This is a genomic window from Cryobacterium sp. 10C3 (assembly GCF_034314285.1).
GTDB classification, from domain to species: Bacteria; Actinomycetota; Actinomycetes; order Actinomycetales; family Microbacteriaceae; genus Cryobacterium; species Cryobacterium glucosi.
This window is the reverse complement of sequence record NZ_JAVIWF010000001.1, coordinates 24,804-41,093: the sequence shown is the minus strand read 5'-3', so window position 1 is coordinate 41,093 and position 16,290 is coordinate 24,804. Positions and strand designations below refer to the sequence as shown.

Annotated in this window: 13 protein-coding genes and 1 pseudogene; 9 read left to right on the top strand and 5 right to left on the bottom strand. The window is 63.0% G+C overall.

The window, feature by feature from the left end; genetic code table 11:
• Nucleotides 1-13 precede the first annotated feature (13 nt).
• The 8 genes and pseudogenes from RGU41_RS00200 to RGU41_RS00170 form a co-directional block, all read left to right on the top strand.
• Entirely contained in the window at nt 14-412 is a 399-nt protein-coding gene (locus RGU41_RS00200; protein WP_322135120.1) for a hypothetical protein, read from the top strand.
• Nucleotides 409-1,101: a hypothetical protein gene (locus tag RGU41_RS00195; protein ID WP_322135119.1), complete on the top strand. Its 693-nt coding sequence runs from the start codon at nt 409-411 to the stop codon at nt 1,099-1,101. Before RGU41_RS00200 ends, RGU41_RS00195 begins: the two co-directional genes overlap by 4 nt.
• 23 nt (nt 1,102-1,124) lie before the next feature.
• Complete coding sequence (locus RGU41_RS00190) at nt 1,125-1,358, top strand: hypothetical protein (protein WP_322135118.1); 234 nt, start codon at nt 1,125-1,127, stop codon at nt 1,356-1,358.
• Entirely contained in the window at nt 1,351-1,785 is a 435-nt protein-coding gene (locus RGU41_RS00185; protein WP_322135117.1) for a hypothetical protein, read from the top strand. The genes RGU41_RS00190 and RGU41_RS00185 overlap by 8 nt, the downstream gene beginning before the upstream one ends.
• 14 nt (nt 1,786-1,799) lie before the next feature.
• Complete coding sequence (locus RGU41_RS00180; RefSeq protein ID WP_322135116.1) at nt 1,800-3,515, top strand: TraM recognition domain-containing protein; 1,716 nt, start codon at nt 1,800-1,802, stop codon at nt 3,513-3,515.
• A 115-nt stretch (nt 3,516-3,630) separates the two neighbouring features.
• Complete coding sequence (locus RGU41_RS20595) at nt 3,631-3,978, top strand: DUF4913 domain-containing protein (RefSeq protein ID WP_416173122.1); 348 nt, start codon at nt 3,631-3,633, stop codon at nt 3,976-3,978.
• Nucleotides 3,979-5,528: 1,550 nt separating this feature from the next.
• Complete coding sequence (locus RGU41_RS00175) at nt 5,529-6,179, top strand: hypothetical protein (RefSeq protein ID WP_322135115.1); 651 nt, start codon at nt 5,529-5,531, stop codon at nt 6,177-6,179.
• Between the two features lie 430 nt (nt 6,180-6,609).
• Nucleotides 6,610-6,975, top strand: a pseudogene (locus RGU41_RS00170) (transposase); the annotation flags it as partial.
• A 323-nt stretch (nt 6,976-7,298) separates the two neighbouring features.
• Here RGU41_RS00170 and RGU41_RS00165 read toward each other — a convergent pair.
• From RGU41_RS00165 to mobF, 4 genes are all read right to left on the bottom strand, one after another.
• Complete coding sequence (locus RGU41_RS00165) at nt 7,299-7,724, bottom strand: hypothetical protein (RefSeq protein ID WP_322135114.1); 426 nt, start codon at nt 7,722-7,724, stop codon at nt 7,299-7,301.
• 62 nt (nt 7,725-7,786) lie between these two features.
• The gene (locus tag RGU41_RS00160) at nt 7,787-8,638 is read right to left on the bottom strand and encodes a hypothetical protein (RefSeq protein WP_322135113.1); all 852 of its coding nucleotides are present in this window, start codon (nt 8,636-8,638) and stop codon (nt 7,787-7,789) included.
• An 8-nt stretch (nt 8,639-8,646) separates the two neighbouring features.
• Nucleotides 8,647-9,732 carry a hypothetical protein gene (locus RGU41_RS00155; RefSeq protein ID WP_322135112.1) on the bottom strand — a complete coding sequence of 362 codons (1,086 nt, stop codon included), beginning with the start codon at nt 9,730-9,732 and terminating at the stop codon, nt 8,647-8,649.
• A gap of 734 nt (nt 9,733-10,466) precedes the next feature.
• The gene (mobF, locus tag RGU41_RS00150; protein WP_322135111.1) at nt 10,467-14,381 is read right to left on the bottom strand and encodes a MobF family relaxase; all 3,915 of its coding nucleotides are present in this window, start codon (nt 14,379-14,381) and stop codon (nt 10,467-10,469) included.
• A gap of 328 nt (nt 14,382-14,709) precedes the next feature.
• Here mobF and RGU41_RS00145 point away from each other — a divergent pair, with 328 nt between their 5' ends.
• Nucleotides 14,710-15,420 carry a VIT family protein gene (locus tag RGU41_RS00145; RefSeq protein ID WP_322135110.1) on the top strand — a complete coding sequence of 237 codons (711 nt, stop codon included), beginning with the start codon at nt 14,710-14,712 and terminating at the stop codon, nt 15,418-15,420.
• 128 nt (nt 15,421-15,548) lie between these two features.
• On the opposite strand, the gene RGU41_RS00140 is transcribed toward RGU41_RS00145, so the two are convergent.
• Nucleotides 15,549-15,884: a hypothetical protein gene (locus RGU41_RS00140; RefSeq protein ID WP_322135109.1), complete on the bottom strand. Its 336-nt coding sequence runs from the start codon at nt 15,882-15,884 to the stop codon at nt 15,549-15,551.
• Nucleotides 15,885-16,290 lie beyond the last annotated feature (406 nt).

The window sequence follows — 16,290 nt, the reverse complement described above, 5'->3', positions numbered from 1 at the left end:
GGAGGGGGACACTATGGGAAAGCTTGGGGGCGTAGCCCTACTGATCGTACTGGTCTTCGCCTTTACCGGCATCGTGTTCGTCACCGGCGGCGGGAACAACTCCTGCGCGGTAGCGGCCACCATCAGCCCCGCCACGGCGACCGGCCTGAAACCTGTGGCCGGGTATTCCGGCGACCAGCTCATCAACGCCGCCGCGATCATCACTGCGGGCGCGGCCGCGGGCGTGAACGTGAAAGGCCAAACGTTGGCCGTGATGACGGCCATGGGCGAATCAGGCCTCCGCAACATCGACTACGGCGACCTGGCCGGGCCCGATTCCCGGGGCCTGTTCCAACAGCGCGACACCTGGGGCACCCTGGCGCAGCGCCTGAACCCGACCGTGTCGGCCGGTTTCTTTTTCAACGCCTGGTGAAGGTCCCGAACTGGGAGACGGTCACGCCCACCGCGGCAGCTCACGCCGTGCAGATCAACGCAGACCCTGACCACTACACGCCCTACTACGCACCCGCAGAGTCCGTTGTTGCCGCTCTGTTGGGCGGTGACGCGGCCTGCGCCGCGACAGCAGTTACCGGCAGCAATGCGCAGCAGCTCGCGGCCGACCTGGTCGTGAAAATCGACGCGGGTAACATCACCGGGATCGCACCGGACCACCTGAGGGAAATCCGTTGGATCGCCGCGGGTGAGGTGCACGCGAACTGCGGAATCAACCTGGCCATTTTGCAGGTCATCACCATTGCCGTGAACACGTTTGGCAGCGTCGGGATCTCCGACATTAACCGGCTCTGCACCAACCAATACTTGGGCAACACGGACAGCTCCCACTGGGCTAACGGGGGCGGCCACGCCGTGGACTTCTACTCCCTGGACCGCACCCCGACAACGGGCGCGGACGCTAACGCAATCAAGCTCCTGAAAACCCTGCTACCCCTGATGCCTGCGGGCTCCGCCACAGGCCAGGTGCAATGCCGTGCGAAGGCGGGGACCTCGCTGGAACTGGCGGGAGTGCGGCAGTTCGAGGACACCTGCAATCACGTTCACCTGCAGGTCGATCCCGCCTACACCGGCTCACTCAAAGCCGACCCGGCGAAGGCCAGCTCATGATACGAGTCAGCTCGCTCACTTCCTTGGCCATTCCCTCGGCCACGGCCGAGATGATTGCGACCTCCGGGCAGCTGCTCGTGGTGCTGGGCGTGATCGGTGCCGGTGGCGCGGCAATCATGTTCGCAGTCGTCGCGGTTAAGCGCCGCCGCCCGTCTGTTGCGGCCTCTCTGAGAAGCCTGCAACGCGGGACTGTTGCGCTCTTCCTCGGCGCGGTTCTCCTCGCGGCCCTGGGCATTGTGGTGGTGGGCAATGTCTGAGGCAGCTTCCATCGCCAATCTCGCTAACGAAGAGTGGACGATCACCAACACCGTGCACGACGTCGTCACCGTGGACCTGTGGCTGAACGTCGCGCTGCGCCGGCACACCGAGGACCTGGCCGGGATAACCAGCCAGGCCGTGCCGGTTCGCTACCAGCTGGACGGCGTGGACATCGACGCTGACGTGTGCGCCGTGCGCGCAGTCCTGGACTGGCTGCATGAGGCCTACCGGGTTGCGAAAACGTATGACGTGACGACACGGCCGGAGCGCTACGCGCTACTGCAGCGCCTCGCTGAGAGCCGTGTCATGCCCTCAGAAATGGCGGTCATGGTCGGCGTTGACGTGTCGATCGCTGAACGGTTCGTGGGAGCCGACGACGAAGCGCGGATAGCGCGCTCAATCCTGCGCCGACTTAAAACCGCCTAACGAAGGGGTCACCTATGAACGACACCAAAACCAAGTGGCTGACAGCCGGCCTAGGAGCGCTGCTGCTGGGCGGGCTCTATCTCGCGGTCCACGTCGGCGCGGCGATCACGCCGACCGGACACACGTACTCCTGGAACTTCTTTACCCTCCTGGGCGATATGGTCCTCCGGGGTGCACTCTGGCCGCCGGCAGCGACCGGGGCCTCTATCGTCGCCGTGATTCTCGCGCTGATCGTATTCGTGGGGCTCCTGGCCTGGCTGGCTAGGCGGGCCGCGAACAAGCGCGGAAACGCCGCAATCGCGCATATGGCAACCCTCAAGCAGTCCGCGGTACTGCGCGAGAAGGCACGCGCCAAGGAAGCCGCGCAGCTGCACCCGAACGCCGAGTCCCTGCCGGCGGGGCAGAGCGTGGGCCGGCTAATCGGGACGAAGAAATGGGTGCTGCAGGGCTGGCGTGAGCTGGGCGTGTACGTGTTCGGGCCCGGCCGCGGCAAAACGTCCGGCATCGTCATCCGGCACATGATCGAAGCACCCGGAGCGGCGATCATGACCTCAAACAAGGTTGACGGAGTCCGCGAAACCTTGGCCGGCCGGCAAGACCGCGGCCGTGCGTTCATCTTCGACCCCAACCGCATCTACCGGCGGGACTTCACCCCCGATTTTGTGTTCAACCCTCTGGACTACATCGAGAACGCGGCCGACGCGAAAGAGCTGGCCGCGATCTTCGAGGCCTCGACCCGGAAGGCCTCGGACAGGGGCGGTGACGCCCAGTTCGATACCAGCGGCCGGGACTTGCTGGCGTATTTCTTCTTGGCCGCGAAGCTGGAATGCCAGCCTTTGTCGATGGTCTACACCTGGATTGCACGGGGACTGGGCAAGGACGTTCAAGCGATTTTGGAAGAGCACGGCAAGCAGGGGCCGGCGGATGCCATAGCCGGAGTCATGCTGTCACCGGATAAGACCCGGGGCAGCGTGTTCGCCACCGCGCAGCGCATGGCGTCCGCTCTCGCTGATGATGAGCTGCTGCTGTGGACTTCGGCCGAAGGGGTCCGCAGATTCGAGCCGGCGGAATTCATCACCGGCAGTGACACTCTCGTGCTGCTTTCCAAGGACGGTGAAGGTTCCGGCGGTGCCCTGCTGACGGCTCTCGTCCGGGCTATCTGTAAGACCGCGCAGCGGGCCGCCGAAAGCAACGGCGGCCGCCTCACCGTGCCTTTGGTGATGGAGCTGGACGAGTGCGCCAACATCGTGAAGTGGCCCGAGCTTCCGTCGGTGTACTCGTACTACGGTTCGCTCGGGATCATCCTGAACACCTATTTCCAGTCCCGCGCCCAAGGAATCGAAGCGTTCGGCCAGGGCGGCTGGGGCACCCTCTGGGATGCCGCATCCAACCGGGTCTTTGGTGGCGGTGTCCTGGACGACGAATTTCTCAAAACGATCGCCGCATTGATCGGTGAACACGACGAAATCACCTATGGCAGCTCCACCGGCCGTGACGGCGCTATGTCCACCTCGACCAACACCCGGAAAGTGAACACGATGGACGTTGCCGCCCTGGCCGCCCTGCCCCAGTGGCGGGCGATCGTGTTCAACTCCAAGTCCCGCCCCGTCATGGTCCACACCGTGCCGTGGTTCATTGACAAAATCCTCAAGGCGAAGATCGAGGGCGCGGCCGTCCCGGTTGAAGCCCGCGGTCGGGTCGGCGGTGCCCCGTGGCTGACGGCGACGTGACCGGCCTGACCGACGACGAGATAGAAGCGCTCACGGACGACGAGCGCGACACTGGGAACGACGAAACCGCCGAAGGGGCCGGCAATGAAGAGCCCATAGATAACCGGGCCGATTTTTGGACTGGTTCGCGGAGCACTTCCGCACGGTCGAGGTAACCGATAGTCGCGAGTCCGCGCCGTGGTGCCCCGAGTGGTGGCTACACCCGGAAGTAAACGCCCGACTGTGGGCGCTGTTTCTGGCCCACCAGGAAATAGAGACGAGCGAGTCGCTCGGGGCTCTGTCGGATTGGTGGCTACGCCACTGGGACGCCCACCGAGCCGTCCTCTTCAACCCTCAGACCGGCCCGTTCAAAGACTGCTCCCTGACCAAAGGTCATCTGACCCAACGAACCCGCAACACAAACATCGCCGCCATTGCTGCTGTTCTGCCCCCAGACGAATGGCAACCGCCAGTCGGGCAATAGACGAAGGCCCCACAGATGGTGTGTGTCCAGGGGCTACGTTCAATGCCCTGATCCCGGGCGGGAGCCTGATCCGCCCCCGACTGCCGGCCGTCGCGGTCACCCGTTTTCTGCACCTTCACGTTGACGCCCTGCCGGCGCAGTTGCTCGACCCGTTCGGCCGCACGCTTCTGCTGCTACTCCTTCATCCTCTGAGCCGTTGTTTGAGGGGTGGCTTGTGAATTCGCGAAATATCCGACACTAGGGATTGCTAGCCTGATGGCGTGAATCGAGCTCTGACCAGACCCGCGGTCTGAAAGTGTTCTGCAAGACTGGAGTCACGGCCGAGTAATTTTGCGTTCTTACTCGGGGTGCGATGGTTCGTACGGGTCGCGGGCGAGATCCGTTGGTACTGATTACAGCAGGTTGTTAAGTCCTGCAGCGGCGCCAGCCCCAGCCAAGAATAGAAGCGCCAGCGGTGCTCCAGGGGAAAAATAGCAGCCGACGAGTATGAGTGCGCTAATTGCGAAAACGAAGCCAGCCCACGAAGATTTCATTGATCCATTCAATTCTAATTCGCGGTGCGTGTCGTCAAGCGCGGCCGGTCGGAACGAATCCCACCGACCACGCTCAGCTGGCTAGTAGACGAATGCGAACGGCTGTGTTGACTTCTGCAACTCCAACGGGGAGCCAGATGTGCTCACGGAGAGGGCTCCGTATGAAGCCGACACGGAATTCACGGAACCGCCCTCAAAGGCGTCATAGGTGAAAGCGGCCTGGCCGTTGTAACGATTGAGGGGGCAGTTGTCGGCCGTTAGCCAAGCTAGTGCCGCACCAGAGTCGGCTTGGTTTAAAAGCCGCTCTCTTGGTCGTGCACGTTATAAATCGGGCTGTGATTGATGACGTTGGCATCCTTCAGCGAGCCGAGACTCGTTGTGTTACCAGCAGTGTCGTAGGTGACGATATCGAGGTTCGACAGCTGGAGCGGCGAAGACGGTCCTGGCACCGGCGTCCTTCGCTATATTCGGTTCGGAGCTTCCGAGGTACTCGGCTCGGCCGATCAGAACACCACCGGATGGAGGATTACTGAGGATGGGAACCACCCGGATCTGTGAAACTGTTGTCCCCGCGTCGGGCGCGTTGAACGAGCAGCCCGCCACCACGGACACTCCGACACCGAACACGACGCCTAACCTCACGAAACGACGCATGTTCAGACCTCCGCTCGAGTGACGATTCATGGTGTGATCTCAGTTCCCGATGCTCTTACGCAGGGCCGTGGAATACCCGGTGATCCGCCTCTTCCACCCTTGACGCAGTCTTTGGGGTCGGTTCCGCTGCAGGCAAAGAATGCCCGCACGAGGGCGGCATATAGACACTTCAAGGTCGAGGCTCGCACAGTAACTTGTGACGCACCACCGCCGTGGATACTTAGAATCCACGCCTGCAAGGAGTGCAAGCGACAGTCTGGGTCAGCTCCTTGTTGAGCCAACCGAGAATCGCTTCGATTCGAGACATTTCGGGCCTGTTTGTATAGGCGGCGGCATTTGAAAGAGCAGCTGAAGGAGTGGAACATGAAAATGCCCTACGTGAAACGCAGCCGAGCATGGTGGATTGGGTTTCTTGTCCTTAGCGGCGTACTAATTCTGGTGCGTGTCCTTCCGTTCGCTGACGGACAGTTGGGAAGTTTGTCGGCAACGGATTTACTCGGAACAGGGGCTGTCGTAGCGGCAACCTTCGCCGTCCTCTTCATCGCGTACGAAATCATCGCGAAGGCAATGGGTTTGAGTCGGCGTGACGCCGCAACGACTACCGCAATTAGACAAGTGATGCCAAACGCTCTGATCGTATACGCGGCCCAAACTCCGATGTCGAAGCAGGTGCTGGGGGCGCTCAGAGCGGACACGCTCCCGGAGTGGGCACTCGCGATCGCCGTCGACGACTCCGGACTCAGCATCTGGCAATCGTCCTCGGACGATGCGGTTGTGCAATTAATCCACCAGGAATGGCGGACAATTACACAGATGGGTCTGGTTATGGAACAACTGCGCACCGGGACCACGCCTACACTCGAACTTGACTTCACTGTATCGAACGGGCAGAGCGTAGAGATTCGGCTCATCGTGCGGCGTGGCGCGGGATCCGCGATCGGGTTGGGACATGGGGCACGCCTTGAGAGTATTGCCGACAGCTTGGATGTCTGGCGAATAAACGCTGGCCGATGAAATAGATCTCCGCATTCACGGGTGTCCAGTCGCTGTCTCGTGCGCGGTCGCAATGGCTTGATGTGGATGACCGCCTTGAGGCGATGTGGATGATTCTGATGACGGGGATCGGCGCCACAGACAGGAAGGACCGCCTTCCGGACATCCACTCGTTAATCCACGCGTAGGGGATATAGGCCCTGCCCACGTGCCGGCAGCGGTGTGAGACGATGTTGCGCGCAGATAGAAGAGTGCGTGACGATAGCTGAGCAGTGCCGGCGCACTTTTCGGTCTCCGCCCGGAGACGCGAAGACCAAGCGCTACGAGCGAATCCTCTGAAACGGAAACAACGGTGGGCCGACGCAGCCGGCAAGCGCGATGCGCTCCACGACCTTCGTGAGCTCCGTAGGGACTATACGATTTTCGGTGTAACTCCTAACAATGGAGGTGCCTGATGACTGATGTGATTCTTGACGTCGTGGAGGACGAGGCCGTGGCGACGGTGAAGGATGAGGACGTGGTGGATGGCCGGCTCGTGGATCAGTTGGTCGGGCGGGCACGGGAACAGGGGCTCGCGCTGACGGGCGAGAACGGGTTGCTGGGCCAGCTGACGAAGATGGTCCTGGAATCCGCGCTCGAGGGCGAGATCACCGATCACTTCGGCTACGAGAAGCACGAGAGGTCCGGGTCGGCCTCGAATACACGGAACGGGTCCCGGACGAAGACGGTCTTGACGGATATCGGGCCGGTCCCGATCGAGGTGCCGCGGGACCGGGACGGGTCGTTCCAACCGCAGATCGTGCGCAAGCACCAGCGGTGCTGCCTGCGCCAGATACATCGCTCACAAAGGTGTCGAGTTCCTTCTTTTCAGTCGTGGCATCGCTGCCGTTCGCCGCTGTGGTGATGCGATCGAGGCGGTTGATCGCGCCTTCTTTTTGGGCTTGTTCTCAGAGCCTGGTCAGTGTGGTCGTGTCCAGTGTCGTGCCGATCCAAAGTCCCTCGATACGAGGTTTGGGCCGTACCTTGCTAAGCAGCTAATCCGGTCGCCACCGGTTCGCATGAATGCGGCCGAGCCGGACGAAGCTTACCTCGGCAATTTTGGGACCAATCTCGGGACGTGACCTCACGTTAGTCCCTGGGTTACCGCAACGATTTCAGTTGAGTTTCGTACTTCGTTGTTTCACCCTCAGTCGTAACGGCGATGACGTACGTGAGGTAAGGCTTCTTCTTGTCCCATTGCATAAAGTGAGAAGGCATTCCCGACGCGGTCTCGGCGCGAGGATCGTCTGTGGTTTGTGTCCAGCCGTTCGCTGCCAGTGCGTGCGAGTAGAAGGCGAGGACCTCGCGTTGCGTGTGCGTTGTCGTCCCGGATATACCGGTCATGGCCACGTCGCCGCCATCGAGCCCGAATTGAACCCGCCCCGGAACATTATTGGTGCGGACGTCAGTGCTGCCGGGGTAGGTCAATGCGGCTTCGGGTTGTTTGGCCAGACTGTCGATGGATTGTCCGGGCACGCAGCCAGTCAGCAGCAGCAAACACACGCCGACTGCCGTCACCGCGCTCAAAGACCGAGTCGTTCTTGACACCGTTCTCCTTGCCTGCCGCGTCGAGTTGGTCAATTGGGATACTAGGGCACGGTCGGGTCAGGCGCGTTGCTGTCCGAGTTCGAGGGCGCGTTGTCTGGTTGCATGGTCATGTAACGCCACTGGCCCCCGGTGTAGATGAGGCGGAGGTGGGCTGTGACTTCACCGGGAACACCGCTCTTGACGTAGTCGAAGGTGATCGGGGTGAGCGCGAAGTCCGCCCCGGCACTAGTTGTGACGTACGTCGTGGCGCCTGTGGGAGTCAAACCTGTGACGCTGCCGCCGCCGGTAGCACCGATGGTGGCGACGAACTGTTCCCGGGTGAGCCCGTTTCGAAGGCTCGGGTCTCCCAGGTCGTAGAGCGCACCCAGGTCTGTTGCTTTGAGCGCTGTGATGACCGCGGTCAGGGTGGGGCCGGCGTTGCGCGGGGCGGGCGCAGCTTTCAGGGTGAAGTGCTTGCCGTTGATCCACACTTCCACGTTCGCGGTGCGCGCGGTCGGGTCGTCATGACCGATGACTTTGATGGTTGCCGTGCCCGATGCCCCGCTCGGGACGGGTTGGGCGATGTCGCTGGTCAGCACAGCCGAGGCATACTGGGTGCCGGCACCATCGAAGCGGAACTGTTCGTCGTGGGCGCTGTGTGGGTCCAGGGTCGCCGGCTTCGCGGGGACGACGAGTCCCACGCCCGGTGCGCTGAAGTAGAACTGGCCCACTCCAACAGCCGCGGAGTCCAGGTCGATGCGCAGGTACGCGCCGCTGGCTTGGTCACGGAAGCCAACGCTGGGATCGCTGAAATTCACGGCCGCTTCCGCGTGACCGGGAAGGTTGACGACGACCAGTGCTGCCAGGCCGATGACGGCGAGGCCAGTCAAGCCGAAACGAGTGCGTTTTCTCATGATGGTCCTCACGGTTTGCAGTTGTAGGGGGTGCCGTTGGCACGGCCGTTGAGCAGAAGCACCAACTCGTCATCCGCACTGATCGACGCATTGGTCTGGCAGTCATTGACAAGGGTCTGGCCCATGTCAAATCTGACGTTCAGGTGCTGCTCGGGGGCATCGAACATGGCCTGACCCAAGGCGATGGATTCACTGGGCGGATACAAGGGATCCCAGGTGTAGCGGTGCAGTTGAACGAATTCCCAGTTCTGTGCGCCGCGAGGTCCATTGAGAAATTTCTGGCCACCCTCAGCTGACGTGTCGGTTGGTTCGTCTGTGCCGCGGAGCACAACATCGTCGCCCAGTGAGGTGTTGTCGCCGTAATTGAAGCAACCGTAGAGACCAAATACCGGACAGATGGGAGCGACGATTCGAAGGTCACCGTAGGTGTTGAAGAAAGGGATAGGAGGTAAATGAGAGGAATGAGAATTGACCCATCGAAACCATGCGCTGCCCTCCTGCAATTCCTGGCTGGCCGGACGGTTCAGTGGCAGGTGAATCAAATCGCTGATACCCACGATGCCCGAGCTCAGAGGCGGGACTGGAAAAAAACCGCAGAACGAACAAGCAGCGACTTGCCCAATGTTCGCCAGGTAGGACCCCTGCTGAACACCATGGATGAAGGACACGCTATCGATCATCGTCTCCGCAACATGGTCGTTGACGGTTTGAGAGTACGCCAGCATTCCGCGGATGATGCTGCCACCCATGCTGTATCCGACGAGAATCACGGGCTGGTTGCCACTGTCGTGGTATTCCTTCTGGATTTGTTCATCCAGTTTGATCGCATTGATCCCAATGTCACTGGATCCATCACAGTTGGGCGTCCCCGTTGCATCGCTGATGGATATTGGCATGCCCTGCGCACTCGCCGCCTTCGTGAGCACGTCAGCGGGCAGCCCATCGCGACAATCGGGTATCCCAAGGACCGGACTTGCTGGCGCAAGGTCCTCGTAGTAAACAAATCCGACGTACTTCTTGTTCGTAACACGGTCGAACATCGACTTGAAATCCGTCGTTGTAATTCCTGTGGACTCTTCGTTGATGCCGTGCACGTAGATCAGGGTGTGTTGTACGGTGTTGCCTTTCAGCGGGCCTGTGCGTGCGGTCAGTTGTGCGTACTGCAGGGGGCCTTCAAGCGAGAAGTAGGCGGTGGCTCCTGGCTGAAGAGCGGGGTGAAATCAGCCTCGGCCGAGTCGGGCAGGGTCGGACTGGTCACCAGCGAAGTACCGGGACCTTCATAACCAGTGGGTCCGTAGCTGCAGCCGGCATAAGCGCAGAGTCCGTCGCCATCGAATCCCGCCAGGCCAGAGCCTGGTCCCGTGACCGTTACAGCGGCCACTGGCACGGTTGAGTTGTTCACGATGCCCACCAACGTGTCGTCCGCGCCATCGTATGTCCCCACAGAGGTATCTGCGGCGACCGAGACCGAACCATCCTGGTTCACCTGCAACTCAATCCCGCAACTCGATGCATAGTTCACGGCTGGGCACTCAGTGAACGGTGGGCCCCCGGCCGCATGCGCGGCCGCCGTAGGCACCATCATCGCGCCAACGATCAGAGCCGTCGCTGACATGTATGCAGGCAAAGACCAACGCATATTTCCCCCAGAAAGACGATGGTGCGGACGTGATCTTCAGACAGTGCTACCGCAGGCGAGAGCGACCATTCCGGTGGAATTCCGGTCCCCGGCTACTTTTTAGCAGGGAGGTCGGAATGCAAACCAGCCCCCAAACGGGCTGATGATGCAGATCAACACAGCGCGGGTGCCCTTCCGTGTGTCCAGGGGCTACCGTTCGATGCCCTGGTCACGGGCGGGAGCCTGATCCGCCCCCGATTGCCGGCCGCGGTCACTCGCTTTCTGCACCTTCACGTTGACGCCCTGCCGGCGCAGTTGCTCGACCCGGTCGGCCGCACGCTTCTGCTGCTGCTCCTTCATCCTCTGAGCCGTTGATTTAGCATCCGTGGCCTTCTGTGGCGCTTTAACAGCGGTGGTGCCCGGTCGTGCCGCCGCGGCCTGTCGGGCGCGGAGAGCGGCGGCTGTGGCCGCTGCTGCGGCGCGCTGCCGGTCCTCTTCGGTGGCGGCGGGACGTGAGCTGAGAACCTGAGACTTGTGCATGGCCGTGACCCGTTCGGCCAGGTCAGCGCCCACGGGGCGCTGCCGGTAGTCCGCCGGCACTGCGACGGTTTCCTCAGGGTCGATGCGGTACTGGCTGCGGAACACGTAAACCTCGGCGGCCAATTCCGTCCACTGCTGCCGGCGGTCGACGTCGGCGGGAACCTCGCCCAGCCCGGCCGCCCAGGCGGGCTGTTCGGCCGCGATCGTCGCGCCGCGCTCCTCGAGACGGGTGTGTAGGTAGTCGTAGCGTTCGGCCAGGTGTTCGCGCCACTCGGGCGCGGTGTGTTCGGAGTCGATCGCGCGCCGCGGCGCGATCCAAGCCGGCACTACCGGGGCGGCCTTCTCCTGTTCGGCCGGCACGGTGGCCCGGTGGCGGTCGGTGTTGTCGCTGATCCGGGAGGCCAGCACGGCGGCCTGGTCTTGGGCGTTGTTCATGTCGCGTTGCGTCCACGCCTGGCGGATGGTGTCGGCGGGGTCCATGCCGGCGGCCTCGGAATGGCGGAGCGCAGCCTCGACCGCGCCCCAGCTTTCCTGCTCGCGCAGCGTGGTCGCCAGGTCATCGCCAAGTCCCTGGTTGGCGATCTTCGCAAAGCGCAGCACGTCCGCGCGCTCGTGCACGTCGCCGTACTGGTCGATGAGGGTCACCAGGTCATCTACCCGGGCCTGTTCGGCGCGGATAGTCTCGGTGGCCGAGAGCATGCCGTCAGCGTTGCCCGCGATCTGGTCGAGAACATCACTGACCGGCTGGGCGTCGGCGGTCTCCAAATACAGGTGGTTTTCGTGCTTGCCACGGGTCAGTCCCACGTAAACGAGTTCCCGGCTGGTGCTGCTGTCTGCCAGGACGTGGGCGGTGTCGGCGGTCATGCCCTGGGCGCGGTGAATGGTGGACGCGTAGCCCAGTTCAACGGCTCCTGTCACGTAGTCCTTCGGCAGGGTGATCGTGCCCCCGGTGCCCTGGTTGCTGACGGTCAGGGTTCCGTCTCGGTGCGCCTTCACCACAGTCCACAGGTCACCGTTTTTGACGATGTCGCGGCCGCCGCTGACCTTCAACTGCGAGTTGTTCACCCGGGTCACAACCGTGTCGCCCCGGTAGGCGGCCAGGCCGTCCCGCAGCGGCGCTGACTGCGTGCCCGTGACGATTCCCTCACTCATGCGGAACGCCTGAGCGCGGGCGTTCAGCTCGGCCACGGTGCTGTTCTGCTGTGCGAGCATCACCGAGTGCAGGCCGGCTGTGGTGTCCGACTGCCAGGCCGAGAACACTTCCCCGGCCATCCGGTCCACGCTGCCGCCGGCTACGCGATCATTCGTGACGTACCAAGCGAACGGGTCGCCCGTCGTTGCCGGGTCCCGCAAAAGCTTCGTCGCCTCGGCTTCGTCATTGTTGGAGAACCGGTGTAGCTGCTCAAGCTTGACGGAGCCAACTTCGTTCTCCAGGAGGCGCAGCGCGCCGCCGGCCTCGACGGCGGAGAGCTGGCGGTCATCTCCGATGAGGCGGACGTGTGCGCCGTGCAGCTGGGCAATGCGGGTGACCTTGGCCAGGTTGGTGGTGCCGGCCATGCCGGCCTCATCCACCACGATCACATCGCCCGGGTTCAGGTCCACACCCTCGATGCGTTCCGTTTGCTGCAGCAGCTCGGCCAGGCTGCCTTTCTGGAAAGTGAATGAGTGAATCGTCCGGGCGTCGATCCCGATTGCGTCTTTCATCACCGCGGCCGCGGTCGCGGACGGGGCCAAGCCGATCACCTTGCCGCCCTGCGCTTCGACGGCCCGGGCCGCTACGCGCAGCGCCGTGGTCTTACCCGTGCCGGCAGGGCCAGAGCCCACGACAAGGCGTGTACTGCTGGTGGCGAATACCCGGGCAAGCTCGCGCTGGCCGGCGTCGAGGTGCCGGCCTTCCTTCGCCGCAACCTGGTCGAACACGTCCCGGGACACGGGCGCAGCCGTGCGGGTGCGCGCAGCATCCAGCAGTGTGTCCTCAGCGGCCAGGATGCTCCGAGAAGTGAGGAGCTGGCGGCCCTTGTGTTCGTAGACACTCGTGCCGTCGCGGCGGGTGAGGGGCTGGAAAGCGCCGTGCGGTGCCGGCGGCGTGACAGTAATGGAATCGGTGTTCAGAGCGTGCCGTGTGATCTGCTCGACCGTGCCCTCAACAGTGTTGCCGGAGCTGCGTTGTGCCTGAATGTAGCGGCGGGTTTCGGCCTCGATCGTGTGCGGTCCCCACACGGCGTGATGCTCGGACACGGTCTCGACAACCTGGGCGGCCGCCTGCGCCAGGGTGATGTTCTGGGCCGGAGCCTTGGGGGTGCCGTTGTCCCGTGCATGAGCCTGGGCGGCGCTTAGGATCGCTCCCACAGCACGATCCCCTACGAGGATTGCGGCCTGTGCGCGCCAGAGCGTCCGCAGCTCCGACAGTGCCCGGGCGTGGAGCTTCTGCGGCCGAGTGTCCAAGGTGGCCTGCTGTGCCAGGGCAATACGAGCCTTCATGTCCGGGATACGTCCGTGGGTTTCGCGGTACTCGGCTTCGAGTTTGACTATGGCCTCTTTGATCCCGGCCGACCTGGTCGAAAAGCCGGCGGTGAGGCGTTCATCGATCCCGGCGATTTCGATCACGGGGCGTTTGCCCGGGGCGACCTCGCGCAGCTCGGTTGCCAGGTTCAGCCGGTCGGTAACTCTGTCCATCACACGTTGGTTGTAGAACTCCGATGCGGCCACACCCTGACGGTGCAACAGCTTGGAATCGATCGTGCGCCACTTCCCATCCACGCCTTTGACCTTGTTCGCAACCACCAAGTGATCGTGCAGCTGCGGGTCACCGTTGCGGGAATCGTAGTGTCGGAACCTTGTTGCGATTAGGCCGCCTTCAACGTCGATCTGGGCGACACCGTTAGTGCCGGCGCGGGTGGCGATTGCTTCGCGTTCGAGGTAGCCGACGGTGTCACTGATCGCGGCCTCATGCTCCTCCTCGATCGCCTTCCGGGTCTCGTTATCGCCCAGCGCCCAGAGCGTTGACACACTCTTAGCCGGCGAAAAGACCAGGTCGAATCCGGCCACGGCCTGCTGTGTCGGGCGGGTGGCCGCGGTAATGAACCGGCCCAACTCTTCCTTGTCTGCCGGCTGCCGGCCCTTGGCCGTGCGGAACGCCTGCGCGCCCTCGCGGACCCGGATCACGCGGCGTTCTTCCGCGTTAGGTTCGCGGTGATTGATACGGGTGAAGTCGCCGTAGCCCGTTTCGATCTGCTCGCGGAGGTCGGTAGTTCCCTGCTTGTACGAATAATAAGCGCGGCCCAGCTTGGCCAGCTCCATCGCCTCGGCAGCGGTCTTACCCTGAGCTTGGGCTGCGGCAATGATCTGCTCCGCATCCGGGTGCAAACCCTCACCAAAGAGGGCCTTCATCTGCTCCTCCGTGACAGCACCTGAAACGCCCAGAGCGGCCAATCCTGAACCCACCCAGACGCCGGGAGGGTTGCCCTCGATGGTGTAGTAGTCGCCCAGCTCCTGGCCCGCCTCGCGCTTCACATCACCGCTGGCAGTCTCGCTGATGTAGTACGCATACCCGTCTCCCGCGGAAAGGATATGCACAGTCATCATGGGGGTCAGCCTACCTCGTTGATTACTAATGCCAGAGGTGTGACAGATTGAGTGACGAAGAATGAGGAGTGAATGTGGCCAGGATCGTCAGAGACTGCGTCTGTGCTTTGAGACCGCTGGGAGTGCACGGAGCCGACGAGGAACGAGGACAGCGCAGTGAACGCGGTCGATAAGCAACAGACGAGCGCTCCGCTTTTCCCGACCTCGCCCCGTGTGGTCCGACCCCTTCCCTGCTGCGCCGCTTGTGCGCCCGCGGAGCGTGCCCGTGATGGTCGGGCTGGCGACTCCGTAAATAGCGCAACGGGCCAGAAGCTGCTTGACTTTCGACATGACTGAACTCGACCACGGCATCGAACCGCACGCCCCCGGCCACGCCGAACGGCTCAACTGGCTGCGCGCCGGTGTGCTCGGCGCGAATGACGGTATCGTCTCCGTCGCCGCACTCGTCGTCGGTGTGGCCGCGGCCACCCCGGATTCCGCGGCGATCCTGATCGCGGGCGTCGCGAGCCTGCTCGCTGGGGCGATCTCGATGGCCCTCGGCGAATACGTCTCGGTGAGCAGCCAACGCGACACCGAGCGCACCCTGATCGCCAAGGAACGCTGGGAGCTTGCCAACGTGCCAGAGCAAGAGCTCGCCGAGCTTGCGCACATGTACCAAGCGAAGGGGCTCAGCGCGGAGACGGCCCGGCGCGTCGCCGACGAGCTCACCGCGCACGACGCCCTCGCCGCGCATCTCGAGGTCGAGTTACACATCGGCACCGAAGAACTCCCCAACCCGTGGCATGCGGCGTTCGCCTCCGCCCTCGCGTTCACGGTCGGCGCGATCCTGCCGCTGCTCGCTGTGCTGCTGCCACCGCCGGCGTGGCGCCTGCCCGCAACGTTCCTCGCCGTCACGGTTGCCCTTGTGATCACCGGCTGGCTGAGCTCCTACCTCGGCGGCAGTCCCCGCGGCCGCGCGATCGCCCGGGTGCTCATCGGCGGCCTACTCGCCCTCGGCGTGACGTGGGCGATCGGCGGTTTGATCGGCACGGCGGTCTGACCGTAGTAGGAGGCCCACCGGCAGCAAAGGCCGGACGCACCACCCTGGCCGCCACCAGAAACCTCAGATCACGCCCGAGCGAGCCCACTCAACCGTCAGGCCCGGGCACCGCGACCCAACCGTTAGCCTCACGCCATGAGATGGCAGTACTGCGAGTAGCCGCATGTCTTCCCCAACCCGCCAACGCCGACGTACTTCCACCAGGCCTGCTGCAACGTGACGTTCCGGTTGGCTTTCATCGACCGCAGTACTGCTTTGAAGTCAGGTGGTTCATACTCGTCGAACATGCGTTGGCGTTCGTCCGGGAACCTCGCCTGAACGGCGGATTCGGTCGTTGGCTCCGCAAGCGCAGCCGTGAGGTCTCTCGGGGCGACGGTCTTCTTGACCACTGATACGTCCCGCCGCGAACACCCCGCTGCCTCGACGATGTCGTTATAGCTGCGCCCTTCAAAGAGGAGCTCCATGGTTTCGGTAGTTGCTCACACTGGCCCGGTTCTAGTTCGAAACGGCGACACCGACGTGCCACCACTTCGATCAGGAGACCGCAGACCCGGACGCAGTACCAACTACCCAGAAGAAGTGGTTAATACCTGCCCGGACTATCAGTACCGCCAAGGGCTACTCGCCAACAGCGACCGGGGCGCCGAAGAGCGCTTGTCCGCGAATGACTCCATGGCTCCCAATCGCTCTAAGGAGGATGATGAGCGTCGTGGCAGTCGAACCAACGAGCGTCGCAACCAACTTCTTCCAGCCGCGCCAACTCTTTGAGAACCAGATCAAGACAATTCCGCTGCCGCCAGCCCCCGATAGGAACGAGAAGTCCACCGAACGCCTCTGCAGCGATAAGTGCCGGGTCACCGAGCCCCGGCG